At 43.1% G+C, this 14,165-nt stretch carries 15 protein-coding genes; 11 read left to right on the top strand and 4 right to left on the bottom strand.

Going from position 1 to position 14,165, the window contains the following annotated elements; all coding sequences use genetic code 11:
• Positions 1-67 precede the first annotated feature (67 nt).
• Both RXX31_RS04210 and RXX31_RS04205 read right to left on the bottom strand, forming a co-directional pair.
• On the bottom strand, positions 68-1,237 hold the full coding sequence (locus RXX31_RS04210) for an iron-containing alcohol dehydrogenase (RefSeq protein WP_317587842.1): 1,170 nt from the start codon (positions 1,235-1,237) through the stop codon (positions 68-70).
• Between the two features lie 447 nt (positions 1,238-1,684).
• On the bottom strand, positions 1,685-2,596 hold the full coding sequence (locus RXX31_RS04205; protein ID WP_317587841.1) for an AraC family transcriptional regulator: 912 nt from the start codon (positions 2,594-2,596) through the stop codon (positions 1,685-1,687).
• A gap of 423 nt (positions 2,597-3,019) precedes the next feature.
• Here RXX31_RS04205 and RXX31_RS04200 point away from each other — a divergent pair, with 423 nt between their 5' ends.
• From RXX31_RS04200 to RXX31_RS04170, 7 genes are all read left to right on the top strand, one after another.
• Entirely contained in the window at positions 3,020-3,655 is a 636-nt protein-coding gene (locus tag RXX31_RS04200) for a carboxymuconolactone decarboxylase family protein (RefSeq protein ID WP_411197963.1), read from the top strand.
• Positions 3,656-4,037: 382 nt separating this feature from the next.
• A complete protein-coding gene (locus RXX31_RS04195) occupies positions 4,038-4,931 on the top strand; it encodes a DUF3737 family protein (RefSeq protein WP_317587839.1) in 894 nt (297 codons plus the stop codon).
• The gene (locus RXX31_RS04190) at positions 4,931-6,097 is read left to right on the top strand and encodes a MalY/PatB family protein (protein WP_317587838.1); all 1,167 of its coding nucleotides are present in this window, start codon (positions 4,931-4,933) and stop codon (positions 6,095-6,097) included. Before RXX31_RS04195 ends, RXX31_RS04190 begins: the two co-directional genes overlap by 1 nt.
• A gap of 140 nt (positions 6,098-6,237) precedes the next feature.
• Positions 6,238-6,588: a cyclophilin-like fold protein gene (locus RXX31_RS04185; protein WP_317587837.1), complete on the top strand. Its 351-nt coding sequence runs from the start codon at positions 6,238-6,240 to the stop codon at positions 6,586-6,588.
• A gap of 398 nt (positions 6,589-6,986) precedes the next feature.
• Complete coding sequence (locus RXX31_RS04180) at positions 6,987-7,703, top strand: carboxymuconolactone decarboxylase family protein (protein ID WP_317587836.1); 717 nt, start codon at positions 6,987-6,989, stop codon at positions 7,701-7,703.
• Positions 7,704-7,717: 14 nt separating this feature from the next.
• A complete protein-coding gene (locus RXX31_RS04175; RefSeq protein ID WP_317587835.1) occupies positions 7,718-8,215 on the top strand; it encodes a cupin domain-containing protein in 498 nt (165 codons plus the stop codon).
• A gap of 99 nt (positions 8,216-8,314) precedes the next feature.
• On the top strand, positions 8,315-8,926 hold the full coding sequence (locus tag RXX31_RS04170; RefSeq protein ID WP_317587834.1) for an NAD(P)H-dependent oxidoreductase: 612 nt from the start codon (positions 8,315-8,317) through the stop codon (positions 8,924-8,926).
• Positions 8,927-9,231: 305 nt separating this feature from the next.
• Here RXX31_RS04170 and RXX31_RS04165 read toward each other — a convergent pair whose 3' ends face one another.
• On the bottom strand, positions 9,232-9,468 hold the full coding sequence (locus RXX31_RS04165; RefSeq protein ID WP_317587833.1) for a hypothetical protein: 237 nt from the start codon (positions 9,466-9,468) through the stop codon (positions 9,232-9,234).
• Between the two features lie 5 nt (positions 9,469-9,473).
• The gene (locus RXX31_RS04160) at positions 9,474-9,848 is read right to left on the bottom strand and encodes a DUF2784 domain-containing protein (protein ID WP_317587832.1); all 375 of its coding nucleotides are present in this window, start codon (positions 9,846-9,848) and stop codon (positions 9,474-9,476) included.
• Between the two features lie 545 nt (positions 9,849-10,393).
• Here RXX31_RS04160 and RXX31_RS04155 point away from each other — a divergent pair.
• The 4 genes from RXX31_RS04155 (at position 10,394) to RXX31_RS04140 (ending at position 14,165) form a co-directional block, all read left to right on the top strand.
• Positions 10,394-11,950: a phage tail sheath family protein gene (locus RXX31_RS04155; RefSeq protein WP_317587831.1), complete on the top strand. Its 1,557-nt coding sequence runs from the start codon at positions 10,394-10,396 to the stop codon at positions 11,948-11,950.
• Positions 11,951-12,013: 63 nt separating this feature from the next.
• A complete protein-coding gene (locus tag RXX31_RS04150) occupies positions 12,014-12,523 on the top strand; it encodes a phage tail protein (protein WP_317587830.1) in 510 nt (169 codons plus the stop codon).
• Entirely contained in the window at positions 12,523-13,326 is an 804-nt protein-coding gene (locus RXX31_RS04145; RefSeq protein WP_317587829.1) for a hypothetical protein, read from the top strand. Before RXX31_RS04150 ends, RXX31_RS04145 begins: the two co-directional genes overlap by 1 nt.
• Positions 13,323-14,165, top strand: coding sequence for a hypothetical protein (locus RXX31_RS04140; RefSeq protein WP_317587828.1), 843 nt, complete (start codon positions 13,323-13,325; stop codon positions 14,163-14,165). The genes RXX31_RS04145 and RXX31_RS04140 overlap by 4 nt, the downstream gene beginning before the upstream one ends.

The raw sequence follows: 14,165 nt of genomic DNA, 5'->3' as shown, positions 1-14,165 counted from the left end.
AAAATCGGAAAAACAAAAAGCGAGCTATGAAGCTCGCTTTTTTATTTTATTTAGTAACAACAGACGGTTAGAAACAGTCTTCCAGAATGTTCAGAACTTCGTCAGTCGTTAGCTTTTTATAACCATTACCAATGATGATGGTTGTTTCTGCAATTTTTGGTAGCATCTCTTTTGTTGCGCCCAGCTCTTGAAGAGAAGTAACAATGCCACACTCTTTAGTGAATGCTTCTAGTGCATCAATACCTGCAAGTGCAATTTCTTCTTTCGTTTTGCCTTCAGCAGATACGCCCCAAACTTGTGTTGCGTAACGTACGAATTTGTCTAAACCAAATTTGTAGATTAGGCGGTAGTAAGGCAGAGATATTGCAGCCAGACCCATACCGTGAGCACAGTCTGTGTAAGCGCCAAGCTGGTGCTCAATCATATGTACTTGCCAGTCTTGAGTCTTAGACAAGCCAGTGATTGTGTTCAGCGCTAAAGTCGCGTTCCACATGATGTTGCTGCGAGCTTCGTAATCTTCTGGATCTTTCAGAGCTGCACGTAGGTTATCGATTGAAGATTTAAGCAAGCTTTCAATAACGTAGTCAGTTGTGTTTGCACCTTGATCAGAGAAGTATTGCTCCATAAGGTGAGACATCGTATCAAATACACCACTTACCATTTGGTACTGAGATACGGTAAATGTGTACTCAGGGTTCAGGATAGAAAACTTAGGGTAAGCTACTGGCGGGAATACGCGACCCGCTTTGTTTTTCGTTTCTTCATGAGTGATCACTGAGCCACCGTTCATTTCTGAACCAGTACCTACCATGGTAAGAATAGAAGCTACAGGCACAACTTCGTTTGAGATATCTTGCCATTCTACCCAGTATTTTTGGAATGGGTCTTCATCGGTACAGTGTGCTGAGACTGCGATACCTTTTGCACAGTCAACAACTGAACCACCACCAACAGCAAGAATCAGGTCTACGTTGTGCTCACGAACAAGCTCAACGCCTTCCATCATTTTCGCATAAGTAGGGTTAGGCATAACACCAGACAGTTCAACGACTTTTTTGCCTGCTGCTGTTAGGCTAGCGATGACTTTATCGTAAAGGCCGTTTGATTTAATCGCGTTACGGCCATAGACCAACATGACCGTTTCGCCGTAGTTTGGTAGTTCGCTGTCTAGTTTTGCTAAAGAATCTTTACCAAAGTGAATGGTTGTTGGGTTGTAGTATGAGAAGTCTAATTGCATCGTCACATCCTTCTAAGGTGTTATCACTTATGATTTATGGTCGCAAAACCAGACAGTCACAAGCCGTTTATTTATCGCTCACAAATTGAATCGCAAACGTATTTACTATAGGGCGTATTTTAGAAGACGAAAGGGTTTTCGTGAATGTCGGATCGTCCCCGAGTATTGCCTATTCCTCCAAATTTATGAAGCTGAAAAATAAAATGACAACTCATAACTTACCATGATTTAACTTAACTTTTTGTAATTTATGGTGTTTTTATTTGGTTGATGCATTGAGCGTAATTTTAATGCTGGTTTTATTTTGCCCAAAAGTAAGTTAATTTGAACAAATAAACCGTAAAAAGTTTATGGTTATTTTGTTGGTGAGAAGGGGAGGATTTATGGAGCTGAATTTTGTGCTTGAGAGAGGCTTCCTCCGGTGGTTGTCACCGGAGGAGTAGACCTTTAAGGCGTGTTGGCTTCTTTTAGGGCTTTAATATCTTTCGAAGGTGGCGCACCAAACAGGCGGCTATATTCACGGCTGAATTGGGAAGGGCTTTCATAGCCAACTCTAAATGTTGTCGCCATTGCATCTAAGTTCTCTGTCAGCATCAATCGACGTGCTTCACTGAGTCGCAATTTCTTCTGGAACTGTAATGGCGTCATTGATGTCATCGAACGGAAATGCGTGTAAAAAGCAGATTTACTCATACCGCTGTAGGCCGCAAGGTCACTTACACTTAATGGCTTTACAAAGTTGTTCTTAAGCCAGTCAATCGCTTTCGAGATTTGATGGCTGTGGCTGCCTGTTGTCACGATCTGGTTTAAACGAGCGCCTTGCTCAGTCATTAATAGTCGGTAAAAAATTTCTCGCTTGATAACTGGTGCAAGGATCTTAATGTCATCTGGCTCATCTAACAGCGCCATCAGGCGAATGAACGCATCTTGTAATGAGTTAGAAAGTTCACCTACCGCTATCCCTTTTTCTGCTTCTCTGCTGTTATTAAAAGAAAGCTCACTATCAACAATGAGTTGAGAGATCTCTTGTAAATCCAGTTCCATTATCAAGCCTAGGTATGGCTCTTCTTCACTTGCTTCCAGAATGTTGGCGGTAATAGGGAGATTAACGGATGAAATCAAAAAATGGTTGGCATCATAGGTGTAGCTATCTTCACCAAGTAACACACGCTTCTTGCCCTGCGCAATCAGGCAGATACTTGGGTTATGGGTGTAACTGGTTGGTGGTGTTGGCGTTGTCCATCGACTTAATTTCAGCCCTGGAATTGCGGTATCAAATTGCGTGGCGTCACCGGTCCACTTTTGGATTTTTTCAGCGAGGATTGATGCTGCTGCATTCATGTTGTGTGAGTCGTTCATAGCTACTCCATGGGCAACCAAAGGGTTGGACTACTTCTGGTTTTGACTATTTAGTTATAACAGCTATTTTTTTTATGTAAAGATTATTAGGCAATTCCTTATTGACCAATTTATCACATTTTACGTGGCCGATCTCTCGCGATCTCACTCGCTAAGTTATACTTTATATATCTATAAATGGATATATAACAACGAGTTACACCATAGTTGCTGTGGGGTAATTTCAAGTCTAGCCTCCATTCTGCTTTCTACACCAAAACACTCATTTGGATAATTAGGCAAATATTGGCAACCATTAGGCTAACGGTTTTTGCAATTTAGGCGTAAATTTAAACATGTCGTCACAGTAAACAGAGCTCACTTTCTCGGGCTCAAGTCGTACGAGACAACTATTTACCTTTGACTCAAATTTCGGGGGGAACCATGCAAGAACACTTTTCTAATAAAGAGAAAGCCATCATCCCAATCGCGGCATTCACGGCAAGTGGTGATATTGAAAATCTGAAGACGAGTTTGGTCGAAGGTCTGAACGCTGGTCTTACCGTCAGTGAAACCAAAGAAATACTGGTTCAGATGTATGCTTACACCGGCTTTCCAAGAAGCCTTAATGCGTTGGGAACGTTTATGGCGATCGTAGGAGAGCGGAAGCAACAAGGTATTGTTGACCCGGAAGGGGAAGCGTCAAGCCCACTACCAACAGACGAAAGTAGCTTAAGTTTTGGTACTAAAAATCAAACACAGTTAGTCGGACAACCTGTTTCTGGTGCCTTGTTTGATTTTGCCCCTGAAATCGACCTGTATCTTAAAGCACATCTGTTTGGTGATATTTTCCAACGTGATGTACTGACATGGAAAGAACGAGAGTTAGCGACAATTGCAGCCTTGGCAAATATGCAGGGTGTGAATGGTCAGCTTCAGGCCCATTTTGGCATCAGTCTGAATAATGGTATCACCCCAAGCTTGTTAAAAGAGTTTGTTGGCGAAATGGCGCAGCACTGTGGAAAGGAAGTGGCGGAAAATGCCAGCCAAGTTCTGGAGAAGGTTTTAGGCTCTAAATAAACGAGAAGAATATTTCTATCGATTTTCTTAAGTAATAAATAAAAGAAAATAACGTCTGAAATATTCAAAAAATCTATATTGACCTGCTCATGAGCAATATAGGTGGAAATAAATGTATTAAAGAGGTTGTCACCTAAGAGACGATCTCTTGTAAGTAGTTTTGCGTAAGGTTTACCGGTCCACTGCCTTTTTTGTATTCCTTACCTTTTTTATTAAGTGTTAGTGTGGGTAACTTATTTAATTACCTACGCTAAATACAATAATAACAATGATTAGTAGGGTACCTGTGTGGCGCCCGGGGCGTTTGTTGCTCAAATATAAATAATTTAAAGCGTTGGTATACGTCAACGATTATCCCAAATTCGCTAAGTTCAGGTACACCATGACTCTATCAAAGACAATTCAAGAAAATCTCTGTAATCAAGAGAAAATCTGCGACACCTTTTTTGAAGGTGAAAGACCGTTATACGCGGAAGAAAACAAATATCTGCATAAAGTGCGATTTTACCCAGGGGAGTCAGCACTTAAACATACTCAAAATATAATGGTTAAACACTGTGAGTTTATGGGTAAGTACCCATTCTGGCACAGTAATGAAATCCTAATTGAGCAGAGTCTGTTTACGGTATATGCACGAGCGGCAATTTGGTACACAGAGAACCTAACCATGAACAACTGTGTTGTCGAAGCACCTAAAATGTTTCGCCGCGTCTCGAATCTTACTATCGAAAACTCACGATTTCCTAATGCGGGTGAAACATTGTGGATGTGTGACAATGTCAGCCTTAATAATGTTGAAATGCGCGGCGCTGACTATGTGTTTATGAACTGTGAAAATGTTGATATTGACGGTTTCAAGCTGCAAGGAAACTACTCGTTCCAAGATGCTAAAAACGTCACGATTCGCAATGCGTATTTGGACTCTAAAGATGCATTTTGGGGTACAGAAAATGTGACGGTGTATGACAGTGTTTTAGATGGCGAATATTTAGGTTGGCATTCTAAAAACTTACGCTTAGTGAACTGTACAATACGCGGTGAGCAACCGTTGTGTTACGCGCAGGACCTGGTTATGGAAAACTGTGTAATGGAGGAGACAGATCTGTGTTTTGAATACGCGACATTGAACGCAGAAATTGTTTCCGACATTATCAGTGTTAAGAACCCGTTGTCTGGTTCTATCAAGGCGCGCTCTATCGGCGAAATTATCCTTGATAAGCATTGTAAGAACCCAGGAGGGTGCACAATTGAAACGGAATTTGAGGTAAGAACGTAATGTCATCTTTCAACTTTGATCAAATTGTTGAACGGCAGGGAACAGGCAGCGTTAAGTGGGACAGTGTGAGTAATGACGCCATTTTACCGATGTGGGTTGCGGACATGGACTTCCGCACTGCCGAGCCTATCGTTAACGCGTTGAAAAAACGTGTTGAACACGGTGTGTTTGGTTATACGAAAGTGCCAGAAGGCTACTATAACTCGGTTATTAACTGGTTTAGTAGAAGGCATAACTTCCACATTAAACCTGAATGGATACAGTACACATCGGGCGTTGTTCCTGCATTATCAGCAATACTAAAAGCACTGACTAATCCAGGTGATGGCGTTATTGTGCAGACGCCAGCGTATAACTGCTTTTTCAGTTCGATTCGCAATATGGAATGTCACCTAGTTGAAAATCCATTAGTTAATCGTGATGGTTATTACGAAATGGATTTTGAAGATCTCGAACGCAAAGCCTCAAGAGGTGATGTCAAAGTTTTAATTCTATGTAATCCACACAACCCGGTCGGTCGAGCGTGGACAAAAGAAGAGCTTATCAAACTAGGCGAGATCTGCTTCAAGCATGGTGTCAAAGTGATCAGTGATGAAATTCATTGTGATCTTACGTTTCCAGGAAATGAGCACCAGCCGTTTGCTGCATTAGGCGATGACTTCCTTGCAAACACAGTGACCACAAACTCACCAAGTAAGTCGTTCAATATTGCGGGGCTGCAAATCGCCAATATCATCACTGCTGATAAATCACTACGTGACAAAATCGACCGCGCATTGAATATTCATGAAGTATGCGATGTGAACCCTTTTGGTGTGACCGCATTAATGGCGGCATATGACGAAGGTGAAGCATGGCTGGATGCGTTGAGGGAGTATCTGCATCAGAACTATTTGACGGTCGTTGAGTTTATCAACCGACAATTGCCACGTTTAAGTGTCATTAAGCAGGAGGCCACGTATCTGGCATGGATCGATTGTCGCAAGCTAGATATACCTTCCGCTGAAATCGGCGAAAAGTTGATCAGTGAAGGGGCTGTAATGCTCAATCAGGGCACGGTTTATGGAGGCCCGGGCGAGGGTTATATTCGTCTCAATATGGCTTGCCCGAGAGCGCAATTACTTGAAGGCTTGCAAAGAATGTCACGAGTATTACGTAATCTCTGATACTGCAGAAGGGAATCACTATTATGTTTTTAAACAAGTGGTACAAAAACATTTTAACCATGCTTACCGTGTTGCCCGCATTAATTATTAGCCAATTTTGTTTCGCTACTGAGAGTGGATCTATTACTGGGGAAAGTACCATGAAAATTCGTTTTGTGTTTGACGATCAAACCGTCACTGCAACCTTAAATGACAGCCCGAGTTCACAAGACTTTGTGGCTCAACTGCCATTAACGGTAGAACTGGAAGATTACGCAAGTACTGAAAAAATAGCCTACTTGCCATCAAAGTTAACCAAGCAAGGAGCACCCGCAGGCGTGAGCTCAAAGGCGGGGGATATCTCGTACTATGCACCTTGGGGTAACCTGGTCGTGTTTTATAAGAGTTTCGGATACGCGTCTGGCCTGATTAACCTAGGTAAAGTTGACGGAGATTTATCTCGCTTTACTTCTGGTGGTTCAATGAAAGTCACTATCGAAGTTATCGAGTAATACCCATAAGATTGTAAGAAGGCCTGTTGATCCTTGCGATTAATAGGTCTTTTTTATTTTCGCGCACTGCTTCATCTAAGATCCGCACATACCAAGTAATACTTTCCTGCGACTAACCATTATTAAGATAATTAATAAACGATCAGTCATCGCTATTTTATCTTCAAGTCAGCTAGCTTTATATTACAAATAGTCAAGTTCTTGCATTAGTTTAAAATGTTTCCGAATGTAACATATTGTTTTTTCTTTTATCTTTATCCTAAGTGAAATTATTTAATAGAAGATTAGGCAATAATTAGACTCTTCTAGGCAAAGTACTATGCGGATTTTGAGATAAGTTTATATATGAGAGTACACTTGAAGTACTCATAAATACAAAAGGGTATAGGGAGACTCAAATGTTTCGTATAGGCAGATATGTCAGTAAATGGTCCATGTTGGTGGCGGGTTTGTTAGCGGTATTGTCGATAAATACAGCAACAGCTGCAGAAGGTTTTGACGAAAAAGAAAAGGCGATTATTCCGATCGCGGCGTTTGCGGCTAGTGGTGAAATTGATAAGTTGAAAGTAAGCCTGAATGAAGGATTAGACGCTGGTTTAACCATAAACGAAACCAAGGAAGTCTTAGGTCAATTATACGCTTACGCTGGTTTCCCACGTAGCCTGAATGCGTTGGCGGCATTTATGCAGGTTGTCGAAGAAAGAAAGAGCAATGGAATCGAAGATGTTGTCGGGCCTGAGCCATCTCCATTACCGACAGACAAAACCAGCCTGGAATTTGGTGCAGAGAACCAAACTAAGCTAATCGGTGTTGAAGTGAAAGGGCCGTTATTTGATTTTTCTCCTCAAATTGATGAGTACCTAAAATCTCATTTGTTTGGTGACATTTTCGCTCGTGATGTGTTGAGTTGGAAACAACGTGAAATCGCAACCATTGCCACTTTATCCAATATACCGGGCGTAAACAGCCAGTTAGCTGCTCACTACAATATTAGTATGAATAATGACGTAACTGTTGATGAGCTAAAAGAATTCATCACCATCATTGAAAAACAAGTTGGTGAAGATGTTGCTAACAACGCACAACAAGTTCTGGACTCGGTTTTAAATAAATAACAGGGAAGATTATCATGAAAAATAAACTCGTTTTAACGTTACTAGCAGGGATTGTTTCATCGACGGCAATGGTTTCTACCGTGAGTGCTTCTGAGGAAGCAACAGAAGGTCAACAAGCGTATCGCGCGAAGGACCTGAAGTCGTTCAATGGACCAGAAGACTTGTTCACTGGTAATGTTAAAGTAGACATGTTATTCCCAGAAAATGATGTCGCGAATTACAGTGCTGCTTATGTGACATTTGAAAAAGGTGCTCGTACAGCGTGGCACATGCACCCAGCAGGTCAGCATATGATTGTCACTTCTGGTGTGGCTCTTACTGGCACCCGAGACGGTAAAGTTATTCGCTTTAGCGAAAACGAGAGCGTTTGGTGTCCACCAGGTATCGATCACTGGCACGGCGCGACTCCTGAAGCTCCAATGACACACCTTGTTGTTACGGCATCGAAAGATGGCAAAAATGTTATCTGGAAAGAGAAAGTCACTGATGAGCAATATGCTGCTGGTCAATAAAATCTAGCCATCATTAAAGTAGTCATTGAAGCCCGGTTTGCCGGGCTTCATTTTATGTAAGAAAAACAGTCTACATAAATAAAGATAGGAACAACGCAAATGAAAAAGTATAGCGTACTTAAGCGAGCTGGATTTTTAGTTGCTTGCCAGATGCTATGGCTCGCCTGCATCAATGCTGTATCTGCTGCAGAGCAGGTTCATAAGACGGAAATAAAAACGCTAGTCATTGTTTCTCACCCTTATCCTGAGCGCTCTGTGATGACCAAAGGGATGCAGCAAGCCGCCGAAAGTGTTGAGGGCGTGACTGTCAGAAATCTTGAAACCATATATGGCTTTGATACCCGTGCTATAGACGGCCAAAAAGAGCGTGAGTTAACAAGACAACATGACCGCATCGTATTTATGTTTCCAACTCATTGGTTCAACATCACTCCAATGATGAAAGCTTACATGAACGATGTATGGGGAAGTGTAGGACCTGGTTTATGGCAAGGTAAAGAAATGTTGTTGGTTACAACTGCAGCTGGTGGCACGAGCACATACGGTGAATCAGGAAGGATTGGTGTTAAGTTAGAAGACGTTTTCTTACCGATGAAAGCGAGCGCGTTACATGCAGGGATGACTTACCTAACGCCTTTAGCATTTCAATCTGTCTCGCGATCGAAACTGCCTGAGTATCAACAGGATTTAATTGAAAGGTTGAAACACTAGAAAAAAACTGAGACGAAAGAGGCCGCTAATTTCTTAGCGGCCTTTTTACTAAATATGGCGGAGTGCAAGGTGGGAGTTCAGCTAGGAGTTTGAACCCTTGATAACTCTTTTTTCACCATAAGGCACTGACTCCATGAGATTTAAATTCGTTTCAGCCTAGGTAGGCCGTTGGATTGAATCAAAACATCGCCGGATCCCGAAACAAGGCAAGTATTTAGGTGCTCAGATAACGAAAACCAATGACGTCAATTGCTGATTGATTGCCTAATTTTTTATTTGGGTTAGGTAGGACGCAATCTGTCTATTCACATATTGGCTTCGATACTTTCTGCGTTCCCGCCGTAATAGATTAGCGCCTGCGACTGGCCTTCATTGAGCATCCAACCACAAAGCTGTGCGCCATCTACAACGAAGCAGATATTCATCTCGCCGTAAACATCACTGGCAAGCTGGGGAAAGTACAGAAATCGACGTTGCAGTGAGTAGAAAGTAAGAGTAAAAAGTGTGTAGCACACCACCAAGGTAACTAGCATGCTTTTCATTCCCATCACCGTTGTTGCTTGCTCTTATACCAATGATAGACGAGCCCATAAATAATGATATTGATCCCCACAGCGACAACACCCAGTAAAATCTGAACATCAAGGCTCAACTCCGCCGGGTAAATAACAGGAATGATATAGTGTTCGACAAATCCTCCCTGATAACCTTCGCTACCTGCCTCGTACCTCAATTGGTTTTCCAAGGGAGTCAGAGGGCAGATCCAGCCTTTGAAACTGATCATTGCAACCCATACTGCCGCAGGAATATGGACAAACAGCATATAGACACGCCATCGTACCAGCAAGCCTCCGAGCAACGCGAAGATGATAAAGAAAAGGTGGAGTATTACGACAAGATCTGCCAGCATTCGATAGATCATAAGCTATCCCTCCTTGCCTTGGTCAAACATAGCTTATCAAAGCGATAACGGTTACCACATTCAGCGCTAAAAGTGATACCAAACTGCAACATCGGGTTGTTAGGTGTTGTTAATTATGTTTGGGTCAGTGCCAGCATCGAGACCAAATATTTAGCCCAGCAAGCTTACATCTTTATTGCTCCGTTTTAATTTAGTGTGGTGGCTCATTTGCAACCTGTTTATATCAATTTGTGATATCTCGTCTATTGCGAGGACAGGTAAAGTTATTTGGGGCTGTTTAAAAACAAGGTATGGAGGCGTTTGATAATTCGTTAGTGATCTTGCACTTACGAATTAGAGTGAGAATAGCTTCGAATATTTGACAATATTTTCATTGAAACTCCCCAGATAATAAACTAATTGTATATAATAGTGCTACGAACGATTCGCCAAGTATTATTAGAATACGGACGGACGAATATCAATAAGGAAATTAGACTTCAGATCCTTGCCTTATCTGCGTCGAGTATTTAATTCCCTTTAAATTCTTATGACGGAGATTCAACATGCCTAGCTATTTGCATCCCGGTGTTTATATAGAAGAAGTTCCTAGTGGTTCAAAACCTATTGAGGGAGTGTCCACTTCTACCGCCGCCTTTGTTGGTGCGACCTTCAGAGGCCCAGCAAATACCCCGACACTTATCGGTTCTTGGGATGAATATGTCAGCCAATTTGGTGACTATTCTCAGTCATCTGGTGTCAAGGACGAAAATGACGATATGGCACTTGCAGTACGTGCTTTTTATCAAAATGGTGGTAGGGCAGCCTATATCTGCCGTGTGCTGGAAGATTCTAATGTCAACACACCCGATGCCGCCACCGTTAACTTACAAGAAGGTGGGGCTGACGTGTTGTCGGTCACTGCTTCCAGTGAAGGTGGGTGGGGTAATGCGCTTCGAGTCGCTGTGGACCATGATGGTGATTTGTTTGAGCTGCATGTCGGTACCCAAGATGCCAGTAATAACTTTATTCCAATAAAGACACAAACGTTTCGCGGTTTAAGTATGGACCCAACGGAGGATAACTTTGTTGAAAAGGTGGTAAACAGTAGCGCTAGTTTAATTGTGGTAGAGGTATTGGATAATGCCACTGCGAACCCGGAAGCTAATGCAATCACAGATGGCGCCTTCGACAACTTTGCAACCTTGGTGGATGGTGAGGAAGCTGGTCCTGCTGCTGGCGATTATCTTTCTTTCTACAACAATGTACTAAGAAAATACCGAGATGTGTCAATCATTGTTTTACCCGGCCAGCAATGGTCAGCAGACGACAGTGGTAACGATTTTATTAGCAATACCATTAGCCATTGTGAAGCGACCATGAGTCGAATGGTGATTGTTGATCCGCCCGCTGACACAGAGTTAAAGACGGGCAATGATGTCAGTACGATGGATTTACCTACCTCCACCTATTCGGTGCTTTATTACCCCTGGGTAAACGTGAGTAACCCGCTTTACCACCCTGATTCTAACCCTACTGCGAGTAAAACTCTGACTATACCGCCTTCTGCCATTGCCGCAGCAATGTGGGCGAAAATTGATAGTAGACGTGGAGTGTGGAAAGCCCCGGCGGGTGTAGAAACCCGTATAAGTGTCAGTGGGTTACAGTATTCCGTGGAAGACTTAGAACAAGATGGCCTTAACCCCAAAGGTGTTAATTGCCTGCGCAGTCGCCCTAGTTTCGGCCCCGTTTTTTGGGGTAGCAGAACGTTAGCGACCAATGCAGATCCAGAATGGCGCTATGTACCGGTTAGACGCACGGCTATATTTATTGAGCAAAGTATTTACAACGGTATTCAGTGGTCAGTATTTGAGCCCAATGATCACCCACTGTGGAGCGCTCTAAGAGCGAACATCTTTTCTTTTATGAATGGCTTGTTCCGAGCAGGCGCCTTCCAAGGCAAGACAGCGAATGAGGCATTCTTTGTACGGTGTGGTCTTGGTGACACTATGACTCAAGGTGATATCGATCGCGGACAGGTCATCATTCAAGTCGGCTTCGCCCCGCTTAAACCCGCAGAATTCGTAATTTTGCGCATTCAACAAAAAGTCAACCAGCAGTAATCATTGCGGTGGTGGCGCTCTATTTGAGCGTCACCTTCGTCCCTTTTTCAAGGAGAAACAATTATGGCAGCCCCAATGTTTAATGTGAACTCGCATCGATATGACCCTTATCGAACCTTTATGTTTCAGGTCATTATTGATGGTCAAGTAGTTGCGGGTTTGAAGAAGATGAGTGTGTTAAAGAAAACCACAGAAGCGGTGAAATGGCGCACGGCAGGTGATCCAACACACGAAAGGATCTTACCTGGTGGGACAAGTTATGAAGCCATTACCCTGGAACAAGGGCTCACCCACGATCCTGTGTTCGAAAACTGGGCTAACTTGGTCAACAATATTCAGGGTAACGCGGCAATGTCGTTGCGAGATTATCGCAAAGACATCATCTTAAATGTCCTGAATTTACAAGGTAATGTCGCTATTTCCTACAAAGTTTATCGTGCCTGGGTATCCGAATATCAGGCCCTCCCTGAGTTTGATGCTGGCACGATGAACGCCGTTGGTATTCAAAATATTATTATTCAGCATGAGGGGTGGGAAAGAGATACTGCGGTATCCGAGCCTGCTGAGTCCTAATGATATTGCCCGGTGGATTGATTAAAAACGGACGTCGGTATAGAAATTTTGAGCTAAAAAAACCAGGTGGCGAGATTGAGCTGGCATTGTACGATGCCATGAACTCAGCACCCAATCACCCTCTCTGGGTTAGTGAATCCTTATTGGCTGTCTTGGAATCATTGGCCGATGTTAAACCGTCATTGGAAGACGTTCAGTCGCTATGTTTGGCTGACCGTCAGGCTATCGCGATTGCCTGGTGGTTAGAAACAGGCCAAACCACCCAGTGGCGCAGTATCGAATGCTGCCATTGTCTTCAACCATTTGATATCGCCATTCCCATCGATCAACTGCCGCAAACTGAAGCCGCGAGCCAGTTTCCTTTTTGTTACGCGCAAGTAGGAGAGCAACGCATCCAATTGCGTGCGCCCAATGGCTTTGATTTAGAGGCCCTAGGGGAAATTACGGATGCTGCACAAGCTCGAGCCATGCTAGCCAAACGGCTAATACTGGATGCCAATTATAGCGAGCTGTTGAATTACGATTGTATTAGTGCAATAGAGCAGGCAATAGAGGTGATGGTGCCGGAAATCGCGACGGAGTTACAAACCACTTGCCCTGAATGCGGTAATGAAAACATCATCTCTTTTGACCCATACCAATGGTTGCACGCAGATATCGATGAGCTATTGGATGAAGTACATATCATCGCACAGAATTATCACTGGAAAGAAAAAGATATCCTCAAGCTACCAACGCCTCGCAGGCATCAGTACCTAAAACGCATTCAGGGTGAAACTGTGTTGACAAGGGAGTTGTTATGAGCGGCTATTTTACCCGGTTTATCGCTGAGTCTCAGCGTCCCCTAGAGAGCGTTGAGTCACAGCAAGATACGCATTTTAAGTCTGTTGCTGTGGGAGATCAGAGCTCACAGTCAAAGACGAGTGTGCCAGGTATTGATGACGCTTTAGATTCAGTATCTCCAGCTCAACGTATTGAGACTAAACCGTCGCACAGGGATGGTCATTTTGAGCCAACCCCTGGCAGACTTGAGAGCAGTCCAAACCGAAGTGAGACAAGTGTTCAGCAAGATAGTCAGAGCTTAACTACAGTCAATAGTGACAGTGAAGATACAAAAATAGAACTTAACAAAAAGAAAGAGGCGGGTGAGGTAAGAAAACATCGCCCATCAGAGCCGCATACGCCTAAGCCAAGTCTCAAAATTACACGAAAAATTCGCAACGATGCACCAACCCATCACACGGCAAAGAGCGGTACTCGCTCACAACAAGTTTCCTGTGAAAGTGATGTAACAAAGCCTGAAAAAGCTACACAGACAGGGATAGAGTCAGAAGGAATTCAAAGTAGTGCTGAAGAAAAAAGCAACCTAAGTGAGGAAAACGCTGAAAACCGTTCACATCATCCTAATCAAAAACCTGAAAAAGCGTTACGTTTGCGAGATACAAAGCCGTCGTTCAGGAACGATTTACGCCAGTCTTCTCCGACTCAGAATGGTATTAAACAAGAGCCTCAAAAGCCCAATGTATATATTGGCGAAGTAAGAATAAGCGTTGTAGACACGACAGAGAAAACCAAACCAACCAACGATAAGCCGAAAGTGACTGAAGACTCAGATAGTCGCTTGTTAATCAGAGGACTTTAG

The sequence above is a fragment of the Vibrio sp. EA2 genome (genome assembly GCF_033042495.1).
In the GTDB taxonomy this organism is placed as follows: Bacteria; Pseudomonadota; Gammaproteobacteria; order Enterobacterales; family Vibrionaceae; genus Vibrio.
The sequence above is the reverse complement of the archived record's forward strand: the minus strand, read 5'-3'. Positions and strand labels throughout refer to the sequence as shown.